Annotated in this window: 14 protein-coding genes; 10 read left to right on the forward strand and 4 right to left on the reverse strand. The window is 68.8% G+C overall.

The features are described from left to right. Window positions 1-41: 41 nt before the first annotated feature. Window positions 42-572, reverse strand: a complete 531-nt coding sequence (locus tag ACRDPS_RS04450; RefSeq protein ID WP_431500417.1) for a Dps family protein — start codon at window positions 570-572, stop codon at window positions 42-44. A gap of 155 nt (window positions 573-727) precedes the next feature. Here ACRDPS_RS04450 and ACRDPS_RS04455 point away from each other — a divergent pair, with 155 nt between their 5' ends. The 10 genes from ACRDPS_RS04455 (at window position 728) to ACRDPS_RS04500 (ending at window position 11,573) form a co-directional block, all read left to right on the forward strand. After that, window positions 728-1,702, forward strand: a complete 975-nt coding sequence (locus tag ACRDPS_RS04455) for an AraC family transcriptional regulator (RefSeq protein WP_431500418.1) — start codon at window positions 728-730, stop codon at window positions 1,700-1,702. A gap of 335 nt (window positions 1,703-2,037) precedes the next feature. Beyond that, window positions 2,038-3,330, forward strand: coding sequence for an ABC transporter substrate-binding protein (locus ACRDPS_RS04460; protein ID WP_431500419.1), 1,293 nt, complete (start codon window positions 2,038-2,040; stop codon window positions 3,328-3,330). Next, complete coding sequence (locus ACRDPS_RS04465) at window positions 3,327-4,118, forward strand: ABC transporter ATP-binding protein (protein ID WP_431500420.1); 792 nt, start codon at window positions 3,327-3,329, stop codon at window positions 4,116-4,118. The genes ACRDPS_RS04460 and ACRDPS_RS04465 overlap by 4 nt, the downstream gene beginning before the upstream one ends. Further along, window positions 4,115-4,831: an ABC transporter ATP-binding protein gene (locus ACRDPS_RS04470; RefSeq protein WP_431500421.1), complete on the forward strand. Its 717-nt coding sequence runs from the start codon at window positions 4,115-4,117 to the stop codon at window positions 4,829-4,831. The genes ACRDPS_RS04465 and ACRDPS_RS04470 overlap by 4 nt, the downstream gene beginning before the upstream one ends. Next, window positions 4,831-5,697, forward strand: a complete 867-nt coding sequence (locus ACRDPS_RS04475; RefSeq protein ID WP_431500422.1) for a branched-chain amino acid ABC transporter permease — start codon at window positions 4,831-4,833, stop codon at window positions 5,695-5,697. The genes ACRDPS_RS04470 and ACRDPS_RS04475 overlap by 1 nt, the downstream gene beginning before the upstream one ends. Next, window positions 5,694-6,707 carry a branched-chain amino acid ABC transporter permease gene (locus tag ACRDPS_RS04480; protein ID WP_431500423.1) on the forward strand — a complete coding sequence of 338 codons (1,014 nt, stop codon included), beginning with the start codon at window positions 5,694-5,696 and terminating at the stop codon, window positions 6,705-6,707. Before ACRDPS_RS04475 ends, ACRDPS_RS04480 begins: the two co-directional genes overlap by 4 nt. 82 nt (window positions 6,708-6,789) lie before the next feature. Further along, window positions 6,790-7,701 carry an alpha/beta fold hydrolase gene (locus ACRDPS_RS04485; protein ID WP_431500424.1) on the forward strand — a complete coding sequence of 304 codons (912 nt, stop codon included), beginning with the start codon at window positions 6,790-6,792 and terminating at the stop codon, window positions 7,699-7,701. Window positions 7,702-7,756: 55 nt separating this feature from the next. After that, window positions 7,757-9,547 carry an FAD-dependent oxidoreductase gene (locus ACRDPS_RS04490; RefSeq protein WP_431500425.1) on the forward strand — a complete coding sequence of 597 codons (1,791 nt, stop codon included), beginning with the start codon at window positions 7,757-7,759 and terminating at the stop codon, window positions 9,545-9,547. Window positions 9,548-9,579: 32 nt separating this feature from the next. After that, complete coding sequence (locus tag ACRDPS_RS04495; protein WP_431500426.1) at window positions 9,580-10,683, forward strand: maleylacetate reductase; 1,104 nt, start codon at window positions 9,580-9,582, stop codon at window positions 10,681-10,683. Continuing rightward, window positions 10,680-11,573, forward strand: coding sequence for a dioxygenase (locus ACRDPS_RS04500; protein WP_431500427.1), 894 nt, complete (start codon window positions 10,680-10,682; stop codon window positions 11,571-11,573). The genes ACRDPS_RS04495 and ACRDPS_RS04500 overlap by 4 nt, the downstream gene beginning before the upstream one ends. Before the next feature lie 15 nt (window positions 11,574-11,588). Here ACRDPS_RS04500 and ACRDPS_RS04505 read toward each other — a convergent pair whose 3' ends face one another. The 3 genes from ACRDPS_RS04505 to ACRDPS_RS04515 form a co-directional block, all read right to left on the reverse strand. Beyond that, window positions 11,589-12,359 (reverse strand): Clp protease N-terminal domain-containing protein, encoded by a 771-nt coding sequence (locus ACRDPS_RS04505; RefSeq protein ID WP_431500428.1) that lies wholly within the window; start codon window positions 12,357-12,359, stop codon window positions 11,589-11,591. A 216-nt stretch (window positions 12,360-12,575) separates the two neighbouring features. After that, complete coding sequence (locus tag ACRDPS_RS04510) at window positions 12,576-13,919, reverse strand: FAD-dependent oxidoreductase (RefSeq protein ID WP_431500429.1); 1,344 nt, start codon at window positions 13,917-13,919, stop codon at window positions 12,576-12,578. A 1,039-nt stretch (window positions 13,920-14,958) separates the two neighbouring features. Further along, on the reverse strand, window positions 14,959-15,838 hold an 880-nt coding region (locus ACRDPS_RS04515), incomplete at its 5' end, for an HNH endonuclease signature motif containing protein (protein WP_431500430.1).

A 15,838-nucleotide genomic window follows, 5' to 3' on the forward strand; every position in this document is an offset into this window, starting at 1 on the left:
CGAGTGATCTCGCGGGGGCGCCGACTCGTTCGAGCGGCGGATCAGACGGTGAGCTGAGCCGGCTTCGACTGGTTGGCGACGCGGTTCTCGGCGTCGATGAACCAGGCCAACTGCTCGATGCGGGTGATGATCGCGTGGAGCAGGTCGGCGGTGGTCGGGTCCTCGGAGTCGATGTCGTCGTGGATGTCACGAGCGGTCTTCGAGGTGGCGTAGAGCGCGGCGGCGGCGAGGTCGGCGGCCGTCGCGGTGTCGACCTCGGTCGCCGGGAGCGGCGCGAGGGTGGTGTCCTCGGAGACGGTGCCGGTGCGGCCGTCGGGGAGGATGTAGAGCGCACGCATGCGCTCGGCGACATCGTCGGTGAAGTCGCGGGCGGCGTCGACGACCTCGTCGAGGACGAGGTGCGTGTCGCGGAAGTTCTTGCCCACGACGTTCCAGTGCAGCTGCTTGCCCTGCAGGCTGAGCTCGGTCAGATCGACGAGCAGACGCTGCATCTGGGTCGCGAACGCCGGGCTCGGGATGAACGCGGGGTGCGAGGTGTGGGTGGCGCTGCTCGTGTCGGTCTTCGTGGCCATGTTCGGTGGGTCCCCCTGGATCGGTGTGTCGGCTTCTGGTGTTTGAACAACTCTCCCACGTTTTCTTGAATGATTCCAGAAAGGTAAGTCTTCCCTAAGTTCTCCGCCGTGACTTCCACGGCGCAACCATCGGCTCGGACCACTAGAGTCGAGTCGTGCCGCCAGCCGGAGACGACCCAGCCCCCACCGTCGCGCGGGTCCGCCGGCCGGGGGTCTTCGAGACCCGTCGGCTCAGCGAGGACTCGCAGGTCGCGGCCTGGGAACGACACAACGCCGCCGCGCTGGTCGCGCTCTCGTGCCGGCCCATCGACGCCCACGGCTTCGACGCGCAGGAGGTCAACCTCCAGCTCGACGAGGTCCACCTGGCACGGGTCCGGGCCACGCGCCACCTCGTCGAACGCCCGGCCGCCCTCGTCAAGGAGATGCCCGCCAGGTCGATCGCGGTCTACGCGAGCCTGCGCGGGGAGGCGAACCTCGAGTACGCCGGCCGCCGCAAGGTCATCCGACCCGGGCAGCTGCTGGTGTGCGACGTCGACGAGCCCTTCGTGCGTGGGTTCGGTCACGGGCTGGATGAGCTCGCGGTCAAGGTGCCGCTCGAGACCTTCGCGCTGCGTACGGGGCTGGCCTCGATGCCCTCGCCGCTCGTCGTCGACGCGGGTCCGGGGCAGGACCCTCATGGGCGGGCCCTGGTCCAGATGGTCGGGCGGGCGCTGCGCTCCGACCGTCCGATGCCGGCCGATGAGGGGACGGTCCTCGACCTGGTCTCGGTGATCGCCACGGCCGGGAAGGTGTCGCTGGCCACCGCTCACCGAGCCGCGGCCAAGGCCTTCATCGAGGACCATCTCGCCGACCCCGGACTCTCTGCCACGGGCATCGCCGCAGGCGCCGGGATCTCCGAGCGCCATCTCTCCCGGCTCTTCGCCGACGCCGGCACCAGCGTTCCCCGTCATATCCTCGGCCGCCGCCTCGAGCTCGCCCACTCGATGCTCGCCGCCGGCGCTGACCCACGCATCCGCACCGTCGACGTCGCCGAGACGTGTGGCTTCACCTCCGCCTCGTACTTCTCCCACGCCTTTCGCAAGCGCTTCGGCATCGCCGCCGGAGACGTACGCCGCGCCGCCTGTGCCTGACCCGATCCCCCGAGGCGTCCCCCGCCGGCCGAGGCGTCACCCTTGCAGGCCGAGGCGTCAGCTCTGCAGGCCGAGGCGTCAGCTCTGCAGGCCGAGACGTCACCCCTGCAGGCCGAGACGTCAGTTCTGCAGGCCGAGACGTCAATGCAGTGCCAACTCGACCTGCAGAAGTGACTCTTCGGCCTGCAGAACTGACGTTTCGGCACAAAAGGATGACAAGTCCACCAAAGTCCGATAGTCCTTCCATGCGATTTTCCGCCAACCAGACCCTGCGTCCCACCTGCAGGGGCGGTGGCGGACGACACTCGAACACCCCACTCTCTAAGGAGAAGTACGTGCGCAACGGACTCACCACCGGACGCGGCCTGAGCATGGCCGCCGCCGGTGTCGCAGCGATGGCGCTGACCTTGACCGCCTGCGGGTCGGGCGGCATCGACGACGAAGGCGGTGGCGGGGAGGACACCCTCACCATCGGGTTCGTCTCGACCGAGACCGGCTCCTCGGCGCCGTTCGGCGAGGCGAACAGCTTCGTCGTCGACGAGCTGGAGAGCTACTTCAAGGACAACCCGGTCAAGGCCGGCGACAAGGAGCTCGACGTCGAGATCGTCGTACGCGACGCGCAGAGCGACTCCACGAAGGCCGGGACCGTGGCCGGCGACCTGATCAACAAGGACGGCGCCGACATCATCGTCGCCTCCTCGACGCCCGACATCGTCAACCCGGTCTCGGAGCAGTGCGAGGCGAACTCGGTCCCGTGCATCACCACGGTCGCGCCGTGGCAGCCGTTCGCGATCCGCAGCGGCGACAAGCCGGCCGAGCTGAAGTACAGCTACCACTTCTTCTGGGGCCTCGAGGACGTCTCCACGGTCTACGCCGACATCTGGGGCAAGGTCGCCAACAACAAGAAGGCCGGCGGCCTGTTCCCGAAGGACCCCGACGGCGAAGCCTGGGGCGCCAACTTCCCGGCGCTGACCGAGGCATCGGGCGTGAAGATCGACAACCCGGGCAACTACCCCAACGGCACCAAGGACTTCACCGCCCAGATCAGTGCCTACAAGGGTCACGACGTCCTGGTCGGCGTCCCGATCCCGCCGGACTTCACCACCTTCTGGCAGCAGGCGAAGCAGCAGGGCTACAACCCGAAGGTCGCCACCATCGGCAAGGCGCTGCTCTTCCCGAGCAGCGTCGAGGCGCTGGGCCCGATCGCCCACAACCTCTCCACCGAGGTGTGGTGGACCCCGACGGCACCCTATGAGTCCTCGCTGACCGGCCAGTCCGCGCAGGAGCTGGCCGATGCGTACGAGGAGAAGACCGGCAAGCAGTGGACCCAGCCGCTGGGCTTCGCGCACGCGCTCTTCGAGGTCGCCACCGCGGCGGTGACCGAGGCCGGCTCGACCGATGCCGACGCGATCACCAAGGCGCTGTCCGGGCTCGAGGTCTCCACGGTCGTCGGTGACGTCGCCTGGGGCAAGGACGAGAACGTCCCGCCGTACGTCGCCAAGACCTCCCTCGCGGGTGGCCAGTGGCGTCAGGTCGAGGGCGGAGAGCACCCGTTCGAGCTCGTCGTCGTGCAGAACTCGCTGGCTCCCGACGTACCTCTCGGGGGCAAGCCCGAGGCGCTGAAGTGACCTTCGCCCCATCATCGGGCGAGCCATCGGTCGAGGTCTCCAGCAGCGCGCCGGGCGCGCTGCTGGAGGCCGAAGGCCTGGCCAAGTCCTTCGGCCAGGTCGTCACGGCCCGCTCGGTCTCGTTCCACGTCGACCCGGGCGAGGTGCTCGGCATCGTCGGTCCCAACGGCGCCGGCAAGTCCACTCTGCTCAACCTGGTGACCGGCACGCTCCCGGCCGACGCCGGCAGGATCCGCTTCGAGGGCACCGACATCACCCGCGTGCCGGCCGCGCGTCGCACCGCCTTCGGGATCGGACGTACGTTCCAGATCCCCCGCCCCTTCGAGGGCCTGACCGTCTTCGAGAACGCGCTGGTCGGGTCGACCTTCGGTGCCCGCAAGCACCGTCGTGAGGCGAGCACCCGGGCCTGGGAGGCCCTCGAGACGGCCGGACTGACCCATCTGGCGAACACTCCCGCGGGCTCGCTGCGGCTGCTCGACCGCAAGCGGCTCGAGCTCGCCCGCGCGATGGCCACCCAGCCGCGCCTCCTGCTCCTCGACGAGATCGCCGGCGGGCTCACCGAGCACGAGCTGCCCGCACTGATCGAGACCATCGCCGCCATCCGTGACAGCGGCACCGGCGTCGTCTGGATCGAGCACATCGTGCACGCGTTGCTGCAGGTCGTGGACCGGTTGATGTGTTTGGCCCAAGGTGACGTCGTCGCCACCGGCGACCCGCGCGAGGTGATGGCCTCGGACGCGGTCGCCGCCGTCTATCTCGGCTCCCCGGATCTGGAGGAGGACCGATGACCCTGCTCGAAGTCGACGCGATCGACGTGAGCTACGGAGACTTCCGGGCGCTCCACGGCATCACCCTGAGCCTCGCCGAGGGCGAGACCCTCGCCGTGATCGGCGCCAACGGCGCCGGCAAGTCGACGCTGCTGAAGACCATCGCCGGCCTGCTCCGTCCGAGCGCCGGTCAGATCCGTCTCGACGGCCGCGACATCTCCCGCACCCCCGCCCACCGGCGGGTCCGCGAGGGCATCGCGCTCACGCCGGAGGGCCGGAGGATCTTCGGCTCCCTCACCGTCGAGGAGAACCTCCAGGTCGGCGCGTACGGCCGCCGGCCGGGCCCCTGGAACCTCCAGACCGTCTACGCCGCCTTCCCGCTGCTCGTGCAGAAGAGGACGAGTCGTGGCGTCCATCTCTCCGGCGGTGAGCAGCAGGCGACCGCGATCGGCCGGGCGCTGATGTCCAACCCGAAGCTGCTCCTGCTCGACGAGGTCTCGCTCGGGCTCGCGCCGGTGGTGATCGCCGACATCTACAAGGCGCTGCCGACGATCACCGAGAAGGGGACGACCGTGCTCGTGGTCGAGCAGGACCTCACCCAGGCGCTGACCGTCGCCGACCGGGTGCAGTGCCTCCTCGAGGGCCGCACGGTCCTCGAAGGAGCCAAGGACGACGTCACCCGCGAGCAGGTCCAGGCGGCGTACTTCGGTGTCGACGAGAAGGAGGCCGACTGATGGACTGGATCAACGCGGTCCTGCAGGGACTCCTCCTCGGCGGGCAGTATGCGCTCCTCGCCTGCGGACTGAGCCTCATCTTCGGGGTGATGCGCATCGTCAACCTCGCCCACGGCGTGCTCGCCGTCGCGTCGGCCTATCTCGCCCTCTGGCTCGTCGACCTGACCGGCATCGCACCGTTCCTCACGGTCGTCATCGTGATCCCGGTGCTCGCCGCGGTCGGCTACGCGATCCAGCGCGGACTGTTCAACCCGGCGCTGCGCCACGGCGAGCTGAGCCCGCTGCTGGTCTCCTTCGGCCTGGCCGTCATCGGCGCCAACCTGCTCCAGGAGCTCTTCACCGCCGACACCCGCAAGATCTCGATCGGTGCGCTGTCGACGTCGTCGGTCGAGCTCGGTGGCCTGCGGCTCGGCGTCTTCTCGCTGCTCACCCTCGTGGTCGCGGTCGGCGTCATCGTCGGGCTGCAGCTCTACCTCTCCCGCACCCGCATCGGCCGCGCCATGCGCGCGGCCAAGGACGACCCCGAGGCGGCCACGCTCATGGGGATCGACGAGAGACACATGTACGCGCTGGCCACCGCGATCGCGATCGGGACCGTGGCTCTGGCCGGTGTCTTCCTAGGCATGTCGACGCAGTTCAGCCCGACGTACGGGGATCTGGTTCTCATCTTCGCCTTCGAGGCGGTGATCATCGGTGGCCTCGGCTCGCTGTGGGGCACGCTTCTGGGTGGTCTGGTGCTGGGTGTCGCTCAGACCGTCGGCGCTCAGATCGACCCGGCCTACGGCGTGCTCGCGGGTCACCTGGTCTTCCTGGTCGTGCTCCTGTTCCGGCCCCAAGGCCTGCTCCCGAAGGCGGTCGCCGCATGAACGTGAACACCAAGGAACGCACGACAACCCCGAAGGTCGTACGCGGCGGCCGGTCCTCGCTCGTGGGCGGAGGCCTGCTGGCCGCGCTGGTGGTCTTCCTGGCCGCGGCGCCGTGGTTCGCGTTCAGTCCGGGCGACGTGACGAACCTGGTCACGCTCTTCGCGCTGATCATCCTCGGCACGACCTGGAACCTGATGGCCGGCTACGGCGGCCTGGTCTCCATCGGCCAGCAGGCGTTCATCGGCGCGGGCGGGTATGCCGTGATCAAGCTCGCCGACGTCGTCGGACTGCCGATCCCGGTGGCGGTCGTGGCGGCCGGCGTGGTCTGCGCGGCGCTGGCGATCCCGACCTCGTTGCTGCTGTTCCGGCTGGTCGGAGGCTACTTCGCGATCGGTACGTGGGTGGTGGCGGAGGTCTTCAAGCTGGTCACCCAGGAGCTCCCCGGCTTCGGCGGCGGCTCGGGCCTCTCGCTCACCGCCTTCCAGGGCGTCGACCGGGTGACCCGGATCGCGACCGTCTACTACCTGGCGCTCGTGCTGGCCGTGCTCGTCGTGGTCGCGACGTACGTCCTGATGCGCTCGCGCGTCGGGCTCGGCCTGACCGCGATCCGTGACGACTCGACCGCGGCGGCGTCCCTCGGCGTCGCGGTGCGGCGCTCACGGCGGATCGTCTATGTGGCGGCATCGGGAGGCGCCGGGCTGGCCGGCGCACTGATCGCGATCAACGGCCTGCGGGTCTCACCGGACTCGGTCTACTCGGTCCAGTACACCGCGTTCATGATCTTCATCGTGGTCATCGGCGGACTGGGGACGATCGAGGGGCCGATCCTGGGCGCCGTGATCTTCTTCGCCCTGCAGCAGCTGCTCGACTCGTACGGCACCTGGTATCTCATCGCGCTCGGCGTGGTCGCCATCGTGGTCGTGCTGGTGGCGCCCAAGGGTCTGTGGGGTCTGGTCTCGCGCGGGCGCTACGAGGTGTTCCCGGTTATCCACAGGGTTGTCCACAGGTGAGCAAGTCTGTGGAGTTCGAGTGTGATCTATTCCTAGGTCGGAGGGCATGGACCTGGGGATACTCGCGAGTAACATTGGCTCGGTGACCCAGACCCCCACGTCCATCACCGAGGCCTACGCCGTCGAGCGTGCCGAGGGCACCAGCTTCACCCTGACCGTGGCCCGCGCGGCGGACCCGGAGGCACCGACCCTGCTGATCGTGCCGGCGATGGGCATGCCGGCCGGCTACTACGACAAGCTGGTCGCTGCCCTCGCGGAGGCCGGGCTCAACGTCGGGCGCATGGAGCAGCGCGGTCACGAGGAGCTCGGCGGCAGGACCGCGGGCTGGTCCTACGACTTCGGCTACGCCGACCTCGTCGACGACATCAGTGCTGCCGTCGACCGCCTCGGCGAGCTGATCCCGGCGTCTGCCGGTGCTGCGTACGTCCTCGGGCACAGCCTCGGCGGGCAGGTCGCGAGCGCCTATGCCGCGCTGAACCCGGACAAGGTCGCCGGCGTCGTCTATGTCGCTTCCCAGACTCCCTACTGGCGCAACTACGGCCCGAGCTTCCTGGTCGCCAGCCAGGTGATGGGCGTCGTCGGCCAGGTCGTTGGCCACTTCCCCGGCAAGCAGCTCAAGTTCGCCGGGCGCGAGGCCAGGACGCTGATGCGGGAATGGTCCGGGTACGCCCGCACCGGCCGTCTCCGCTACCGGCGCACTCGCTTCGGGCAGCTCCTCGACGTCACCCCCGCGATGCGCGCGCTCGAGAAGCCGGCGCTGATCGTCTCCATCGAGGGTGACTGGCTGGCGCCCAGCTCGACCGTCGACGAGATCCATCGTCGGATGCCGGGTCTCGAGGTCGCGCGGGTCCACCTGGACGAGCCTGGAATCGACCACTTCAAGTGGGCCCGGCGCCCGGACTCGACGATCGCGGCGATCCTGGACTGGCTCCCGGGTACGCATTTCCGCCATCCCCTGGACCCTGCCGTTGAAGGGACAGCAGCGGGGCGGTAAGACTCATCTGAGGCTGCGCACTCCCACCCCACCGCGGTCTCGGAAAGGTGAGAACATGCCAGTCTTCGACGACGGCCAGCAGGAGACCGAGGTCCCCGAGACCGAGGACGTGGTGACCACCGACGTCCTCGTCGTCGGCTCCGGTCCGGCCGGCGCGTCCGCCGCGCTCTTCCTGAGCGAGCTCGGCGTGGACAACATCATGATCACGAAGTACCGCTGGACCGCGAACACCCCGCGTGCGCACATCACCAACCAGCGCGCGATGGAGATCTTCCGCGACCTCGGCATCGAGGACCAGGTGCTGGCCGACGCGACCCCGCACGAGCTGGTCGGTGACACCGTCTTCTGCACCAGCATCGCCGGCGAAGAGATCGGCCGGATCCGTACGTGGGGCACACGCCCCGACCGCGAGGGCGACTACCAGCTGGCGTCGCCGTGCCTGACCGTCGACATCCCGCAGACCTACCTGGAACCGATCCTGGTCCGCAACGCGACCGAGCGCGGCACCCAGACCCGGTTCTCCACCGAATACCTCTCCCACACCCAGGACGACGACGGCGTCACCACGATCGCCCGCGACCGGCTGACTGGGCACGAGTACAAGATCCGGTCGAGGTTCCTCATCGGTGCCGACGGCGCCCGCACCCAGGTCGGCGCGGACATCGAGCTGCCCAGTGAGGGCGCGATGGACATCGCCGGCTCGATGAACATCACCTTCAAGGCCGACCTCTCCGAGCTGGTGGACCATCGCCCCTCCGTCCTCTACTGGGTCATCCAGCCCGGCTCGAACGTCGGCGGCATCGGCACCGGCCTCGTACGCATGGTCCGGCCGTGGGACGAGTGGCTGATCGTGTGGGGCTACGACATCAACCAGCCGCCGCCGGAGCTGACCGAGGAGTACGCCACCGGCGTGATCCGCGACCTGCTCGGCATGCCCGACCTCGAGCCCGACGTGACCGGCTACTCGCTGTGGGGCGTCAACGAGTGGTACGCGACCCACCTGCAGAAGGGCCGCGTCTTCTGTGCCGGCGACGCGATCCACCGGCACCCGCCGTCGAACGGGCTCGGCTCCAACACCTCGATCCAGGACTCCTACAACCTGGCCTGGAAGCTGGCCGCGGTGCTGCAGGGCTATGCCGAGCAGTCGCTGCTGGACTCCTACTCCGCCGAGCGTGCCCCGGTCGCCAAGCGCATCGTGACCCGGGCCAACCAGTCCGGCCGTGAGTTCGGGGAGCTCTTCGAGGCGCTCGGTGTCGTCGGGCTGGAGGGGGAGGACATGGCCAAGGCGATCGAGGAGCGCAAGGCCAACACCCCCGAGGGCGCCGCCAAGCGCGCCGCGCTGGTCACGGCGATGGAGCGGAAGAACTACGAGTTCAATGCCCACGGTGTCGAGCTCGGCCAGTTCTACGAGTCCGACGCGATCGTCTCCGACGGCACCCGGCCCGCGCCGAGCGTCGACGAGGACCTCTACCACCAGATGTCGACCTCTCCCGGTGCCCACCTCCCACACGCCTGGGTCGGCGACAACGTGGCCAAGCACGCGATGCAGGACCTCGCGCCCTACACCCGGTGGACGCTGATCACCGGGGTCGCCGGTGAGGTGTGGGAGGACGCGGCCGCCGCGGTCAGGTCCGAGCTCGGGATCCCGCTCGAGACCGTCGTGATCGGCCCCGGACGCCCCGTCACCGACCTCTACTTCGACTGGGCCAAGCTGCGCGAGGTCGAGGAGTCGGGCGCGATCCTCGTACGCCCCGACAAGCACGTCGCCTGGCGCGCCATGTCGCTTCCGGAGGACCCGGGCGCTGCCCTGGGTGCCGCGGTCGCGACCCTGGTGGGCAAGGCCTGAGTCACCGGCTGAGCGGGGGAACGATGAACTTCATGCACGAGTCGCTGCCGCAGCGGGTCCGCTTCGCCACCGGCGAGGCGGCCGCCGCGGTGGCGGCCGAGATCGACGAGCTGGGCGCGCGGCGGGCGATGGTCATCGCGTCCGCGCGCGAGGCCGAGGCCGCGGCCCGGATCACCTCCGGGATCCCGGTCGCGCTGCGCCATGACGAGGTCGTGATGCATGTCCCGGTCGACGTCGCCGAGCGCGCCCGCGAGCAGGCGGCCGAGGCCGGTGCCGACGCGATCGTATGCGTCGGTGGCGGGTCCACGACCGGCCTCGCCAAGGCGATCGCGCTCACCACGGGGCTGCCGATCGTGGCGGTCCCGACGACGTACGCCGGCTCCGAGGCGACCAACGTGTGGGGGCTCACCGAGGGCGGGACCAAGAGGACCGGCGTCGACCCGCGCGTGCTGCCCCGGTCGGTCGTCTACGACGCGTCGCTGCTCGCCACGCTGCCCGGTGAGCTGGCCGTCGCCAGCGGCCTGAACGCGTTGGCGCACTGCGTCGACGCGATGTGGGGTCCGCGGGTCGACCCGATCGACCAGGTCTTCGCGGTCGAGGGGATCCGGGGGCTCGCCGCCGGTCTGCCGCTGGTCGCCGCTGCGGCGGAGAGTGTCGAGGGGATCGAGAAGACCCTCTACGGTGCCTACCTGGCGGCGGTGTCGTTCACCTCGGCCGGGTCGGGGATGCACCACAAGATCTGCCACGTGCTCGGCGGCATGTTCAACCTGCCCCACGCCCAGACCCACGCGGTCGTGCTCCCGCACGTGCTCGCCTTCAACGCGCCGTCCGCACCCGAGGCGGAGGCGCGGATGGCCTCGGCCTTCGGGGCGCCGACTGCCGTCGATGGGCTCGCGGGGCTGCGTACGGCATTGTCGTCGCCGAAGGCGCTCGCGGACTACGGCATGCCCGAGGGCGGCATCGCCGAGGCGGTCGGCCCGATCCTGGCCGCCATCCCGGACAACAACCCGACCCCGGTCACCGAGGAGAACCTGACCGCGCTGCTGACCGCGGCGTGGTCGGGAGAACACCCCACGACGTCCTCGCTTCGCTCCGGGCGCCGCGGGGACCCCGAAAAGTCAGAGGAGAGCAGATGAGCGACGCAGCAGAGGTCTCAGCGCAGCAGCAGGAGGTCGAGGCGAGGCTCGTCGACACGGTCGTGGCTTCCTTCGACGCCTGCGAGGACCCTCGCCTGAAGCAGGTCATGGTCTCGCTGGTGAAGCACTTGCACGGCTTCATCCGCGACGTACGCCTCACCGAGGAGGAGTGGGGCGCCGCCATCGAGTTCCTGACGAAGGCCGGTCACATCACCGACGACGTACGCCAGGAGTTCATCCTCCTCTCCGACACCCTCGGCGCCTCGATGCAGACGATCAACATCAACAACGAGGCGTACGCCGACGCGACCGAGGCCACGGTCTTCGGCCCGTTCTTCGTCGAGGACTCTCCGGCCATCGAGCTCGGTGGGGATATGGCCTTCGGGGCTCCTGGCGAGCCGTGCTGGGTCTCCGGCACGGTCACCTCGACGGACGGGAAACCCCTGGCCGGAGCCCGGATCGAGGTCTGGGAGGCGGACGAGGACGGGCTCTACGACGTCCAGTACGACGCGGGGAAACGAGCCGCCCGGGCACATCTCTTCTCGGACGCCGACGGTGCCTACCGGTTCTGGGGGCTGACGCCGACGCCCTACCCGATCCCCGACGACGGGCCCGTCGGCAAGATACTGACCGCGGTCGGGCGCTCGCCGCTGCGGGCCTCGCACCTGCACTTCATGGTCACCGCGCCGGAGTGCCGAACCCTGGTCACCCACATCTTCCCCGAGGGTGATCCGATCGGCTGGAAGGACACCGTCTTCGGGGTCAAGGAGTCGCTGATCAAGAGGTTCGAGCAGCAGCCTGCCGGGACCCCGACCCCGGACGGTCGCGTCATCGAGGGCACCTGGTCGAAGGTCGTCTTCGACATCGTCCTCGCGCCCGGGGACGCCTAGGTCTCCGGTGCCGGGTCAGTCGGTGCCAGATTCGGGGATGGACTCGGGGATGGACACCGAGAGGGAGTCGAGGATCGAGGTGATGCTCTGCTCGGTGCCCGGCTTGTCGAGCCCGGCGTCGTGGAGGATGCCGGTGCCGTCCTCGTGCTCGAGGAGGGCGAGCAGGATGTGTTCGGTGCCGACGTAGGAGTGCTCGAGGCGGAGGGCCTCGCGGAAGGTCAGCTCGAGAACCTTCTTGGCGTCGGAGCTGAACGGGATCATCTCGCCGACCTCGCCGTAAGGAGCCGGCGTAGCGGCGGTCGCCGCGTCGTGAACCGCGTCGAGGGTCACGCCCTGACCCTTGATCGCGTGGCCCGCGACACCCTCGGGCTCGGTGAGGAGCCCGAGCACGAGATGCGGGACGCCGGTCTCGGCGTTGCTCGCCTTCCGGGCCTCCGCCTGGGCGCTGACCACCACCGTGCGGGCACGCGGGGTGAACTTGGCGAAGCCGGCGTTCGGGTCGAGCGACTGGTCGGTGGCGCCTGCCTTGGGGACGTACCTCTTCTGGGCCGCCTGCTTCGTCACCCCCATCCGGGTGCCGATGTCGGTCCAGGACGCGCCGGAGCGGCGGGCCTGGTCGACGAAGTGCCCGATCAGGTGGTCGGCGACCTCGCCCAGGTGCTCACCGACGAGCATCGCGTCGGCCAGCTGGTCGAGAGGCTCGTCGCGAGCCTTCTTGATCGAGTCGATCAGGGTGTCGAGTCGGACGGCCTTGAGGCCGGGGTCTGCGTCGCGAGGAGAAGTCATGCGTCAACCATAGGTTGACGATGATGCGGCGTCAACTGTGAGTTGACGCCCGCGGGAGGGGTAACAGGGTGTTCGCTCGTGTAGCAGCATGCTGCAGCACGTTCGTACCCGAGCGAACACCGTGTTACCCCGGGCGACGAGCGGATGCTGCACTCCGCGAAAATGCGAGCAGGCCGCCATCCATGCGGATGACGGCCTGCTGCGTACGAACGTTGGTCAGGCGTTGGAGATCTGGATCATCTCGTCGCGCGGGACGACCTTGATCCGCTCGCGGCCCTGGGCCTCGCCGCTGGACCGCTCGTGGTTGTCGAGCTTCTCCCAGCCCTCGATGGTGGTGAACTCGACACCCTTGCCGGAGAGGTGCTCGAGGACCGCCGCGGGCGAGCCGAGCTCGGGCTCCTGCAGCGACTCGAGGTCGTGGAGGAGGTTGTCGATGGTCTCCTTGGCGTCGGACTTGGTGTGGCCGATGAGGCCGACCGGTCCGCGCTTGACCCATCCGGTGACGTACGTCCCGCCGAGGTGCTCGCCGTTGAGGTCGAGGACCCGGCCGCCGGCGTTCGGGATGACCCCGTTCTCGCCGTCGAAGGGCACGTCGGGCAGCGCCTCGGAGAGGTAGCCGACCGCGCGGTAGACCGCCTGGACCGGGGTGTCGGTGAACTCGCCGGTGCCGGTGACGGTGCCGTCGCCGTTGTATTCGGTCCTCTCGCTGCGCAGCGCGACCACGTGACCGTCCTCGCCGAGGATCTCGACGGGGTTCTGCATCATGTGGATGACGATCTTGTGGGGCTTCTCGCCGGCGGGCGCCTCCATGTACTTCAGGAGGATGTCGGCCACCAGCTTCGTCGCCTTGTGGCTCTGGATCGCCTTCTCGCCGGCCTCGTCGATCTCGAAGCCCTCCTCGGTGACGACCACGTCGACCGAGGGAGAGTGGGACAGCTCGCGCAGCTCCATCGGGGTGAACTTGATGTGCGCGGGGCCGCGGCGAGCGTAGACGTGGATCGTCTTGGCCTTGTTCTTCTTCAGGCCCTGGTAGACGTTGTCGGAGACCTCGGTGACCAGCTGCTCGTCGGCCGGCTTGGCCAGCATGCGGGCGACGTCGAGCGCGACGTTGCCGGCGCCGAGGACGGCGACCTCCTCGGCCTCTAGCGGCCACTCGCGTGTGACGTCCGGGTGCCCGGCGTACCAGGAGACGAAGTCGGCCGCCCCGTACGCCTCGGGCAGATCGACGCCCGGGATCTTCAGGTCGCGGTCGGCCATCGCGCCGGTCGCGAAGATGACAGCGTCGTAGAACCGGTTCAGGTCGTCGAGCTTGAGGTCGGTGCCGAAGTCGACATTGCCGATGAACCGGATGCTGTCCTGGTTCAGAACACGCTTGAGCGCCTTGATGATCTCCTTGATCCGTGGGTGGTCAGGAGCCACGCCGTAACGGACCAGGCCGTACGGAGCAGGGAGGCGCTCGATGACATCGACGCGCGCACCAGGGTGCTCCTTCGTGAGGATGTCGGCAGCGTAGATGCCGGCCGGGCCGGCACCAACGATCGCAACGCGGATGTCACGCATAAGGGAGTTCAACCTTCCGTGGATGTACTAAGGCAAGCCTAAAGGGGGTCCTGTAACCCCTCCGAATCCGTTCCACCAGTTGGTTACGTGGGTGTACGTGGCCTTCACGCTCAATTCTAGAACGTGTTCTTGTTTTGCGGGGATGGGAGGAAGTGATCTCGGACACGTATGCCGCTTCTGGGGGCGGCTGTTGCTCGTGGTGCTGTTTGCCGCCGACCCTTTCCTGCAGGGTGTTCTCGTCGGCCCCGGAGTAAAGGACGGCCTTCGGCCGCCGGCTTCGCCGGCCGCTATCGCGGTCATCTCGACAAGCTCGACACATCGCCTTGACACCGGGAGCCGTCGAGAATTTTGGCTGTCTACAGGGTCGCCGGCGGGGTTTGGCGCGACTTCTTTGGTTGAGCACGGGCTTGGGGACGATGGTCGGTGGGTCCTCCCTGGGAAGGTTGTCGCGGGTGCCTGCACAAGACGAGGACACCTTGTGAATCGTTCACAAACTCCGCGCCGGTTGTCGAGCGCCGCCGGTGGTCGAGCACCGCCGGTGGTCGGGCCGCCGGTGGTCGAGCTTGTCGAGACCACCTTTGATGCAGGCTCGCGAAATTTGGCTGGTAGACGTTCGGCTGGGCGGCTGGGCGGCTGGGCGGCTGGGCGGCTGGGCGGCGGGGCGGCGGGCCGAGACGCCCTCATCTGTAGGGACACCCCACTCCAGGGGCGGTCCCCGACTCCGGCGGGGCGTGGGGAAACTCCATCAGGGTGGGGAGATGTCCGCAGCGATGGGGAAGTCCGGGACCAACCCCTATCTCGACACACTCGGGGGCCGATCGTCACCCGGGTCGGAGACCGCTACGCACCCTCGCGCGGCGTGGCCGCAGCACTGCTGAAACGCCGGGCACTTGGAGTGTCCGACTGGACCGCTGCGCGGACACGCAGACACTTCCGGCTTTCCGGCGAGGATCCAGACCGGAGTGGGGCTGGTCCGTACGCGGCGACATTGGGTCCGACCTCCGGCCGAATTCGGTGCGCTGTTCTCGACGGGGCCGGTCTAAGGGCGGCGCGTGAACCTGATCGTGCCGTCGGGTAGCCGCTCATGAGTGAACCCCGGAGCATGGGCCAGACGGTGATGATGGGGACACAGCAGGACCCCGTCCTTCAGGTCGGTCTTCCCGCCTAAGGCCCAGGCTTGGAGGTGGTGGGCGTCGCACCATTCCGGTGGCATGTCGCAGCCTTCGGCTTGGCAGCACTTCTGCTGGAGCCGGAGTGCTTTGCGTTGGATGGGCTGGAAGAACCTGCTGTCGCGGCCGGCGTCGAGGCCCCGGCCATCACAACCCAACACCCAGGGGATGATGGTGGCGTTGCAGGCCAACTTCCGGGCTTCCGCCGCGCTGCTGGTGGACCCGTTGGTCTCGTCGAAACCGAGCAGCGCGGAGCCGACGTCTTTGCGGAGCTCGGCGAGGCTGATTACGACGTTGACCACGGTCGCGTCCCCGCCGTGCCTGGGGAGGGCGTCGGGGTCGATGGTCTCGATCAGCCGTGCGAAGCCTTGTCCCATGAGTCGCTCCCACGGCGGCAACGGGGCACCTTTGGCCACCAGTCGCTGTTTGCGGGGTTGGGCCCAGGCCTCGACCTGGGTCTTGAACCGGGCACCGATCGAGACCGGGAGGACGCCGTCGAACCCGATGGTCCCATCGCCGTTGTTCCAGACCCTGAGTGCGGTCTTCTGCAGGGCCTGTTCCTCCTCGGCGAGCAGCGCCTTCGCTTCGGCGTCTTCGAATCGGGCGGGGTCGATCTCGGCCAGGATCCGTTTCCCGACGATCCGGAGCTCGTTGGCGGTCAGTGTGGTGGCGTAGTCGACCAGCAGCTTCTCGGCGAGGGTCAGGTCCTCGGTGGTGGCGATGGGGTTGGCTTCGATGTCGGCGAGGGTC

The organism is Nocardioides sp., assembly GCF_050699375.1.
Classification (GTDB): Bacteria; Actinomycetota; Actinomycetes; order Propionibacteriales; family Nocardioidaceae; genus Nocardioides.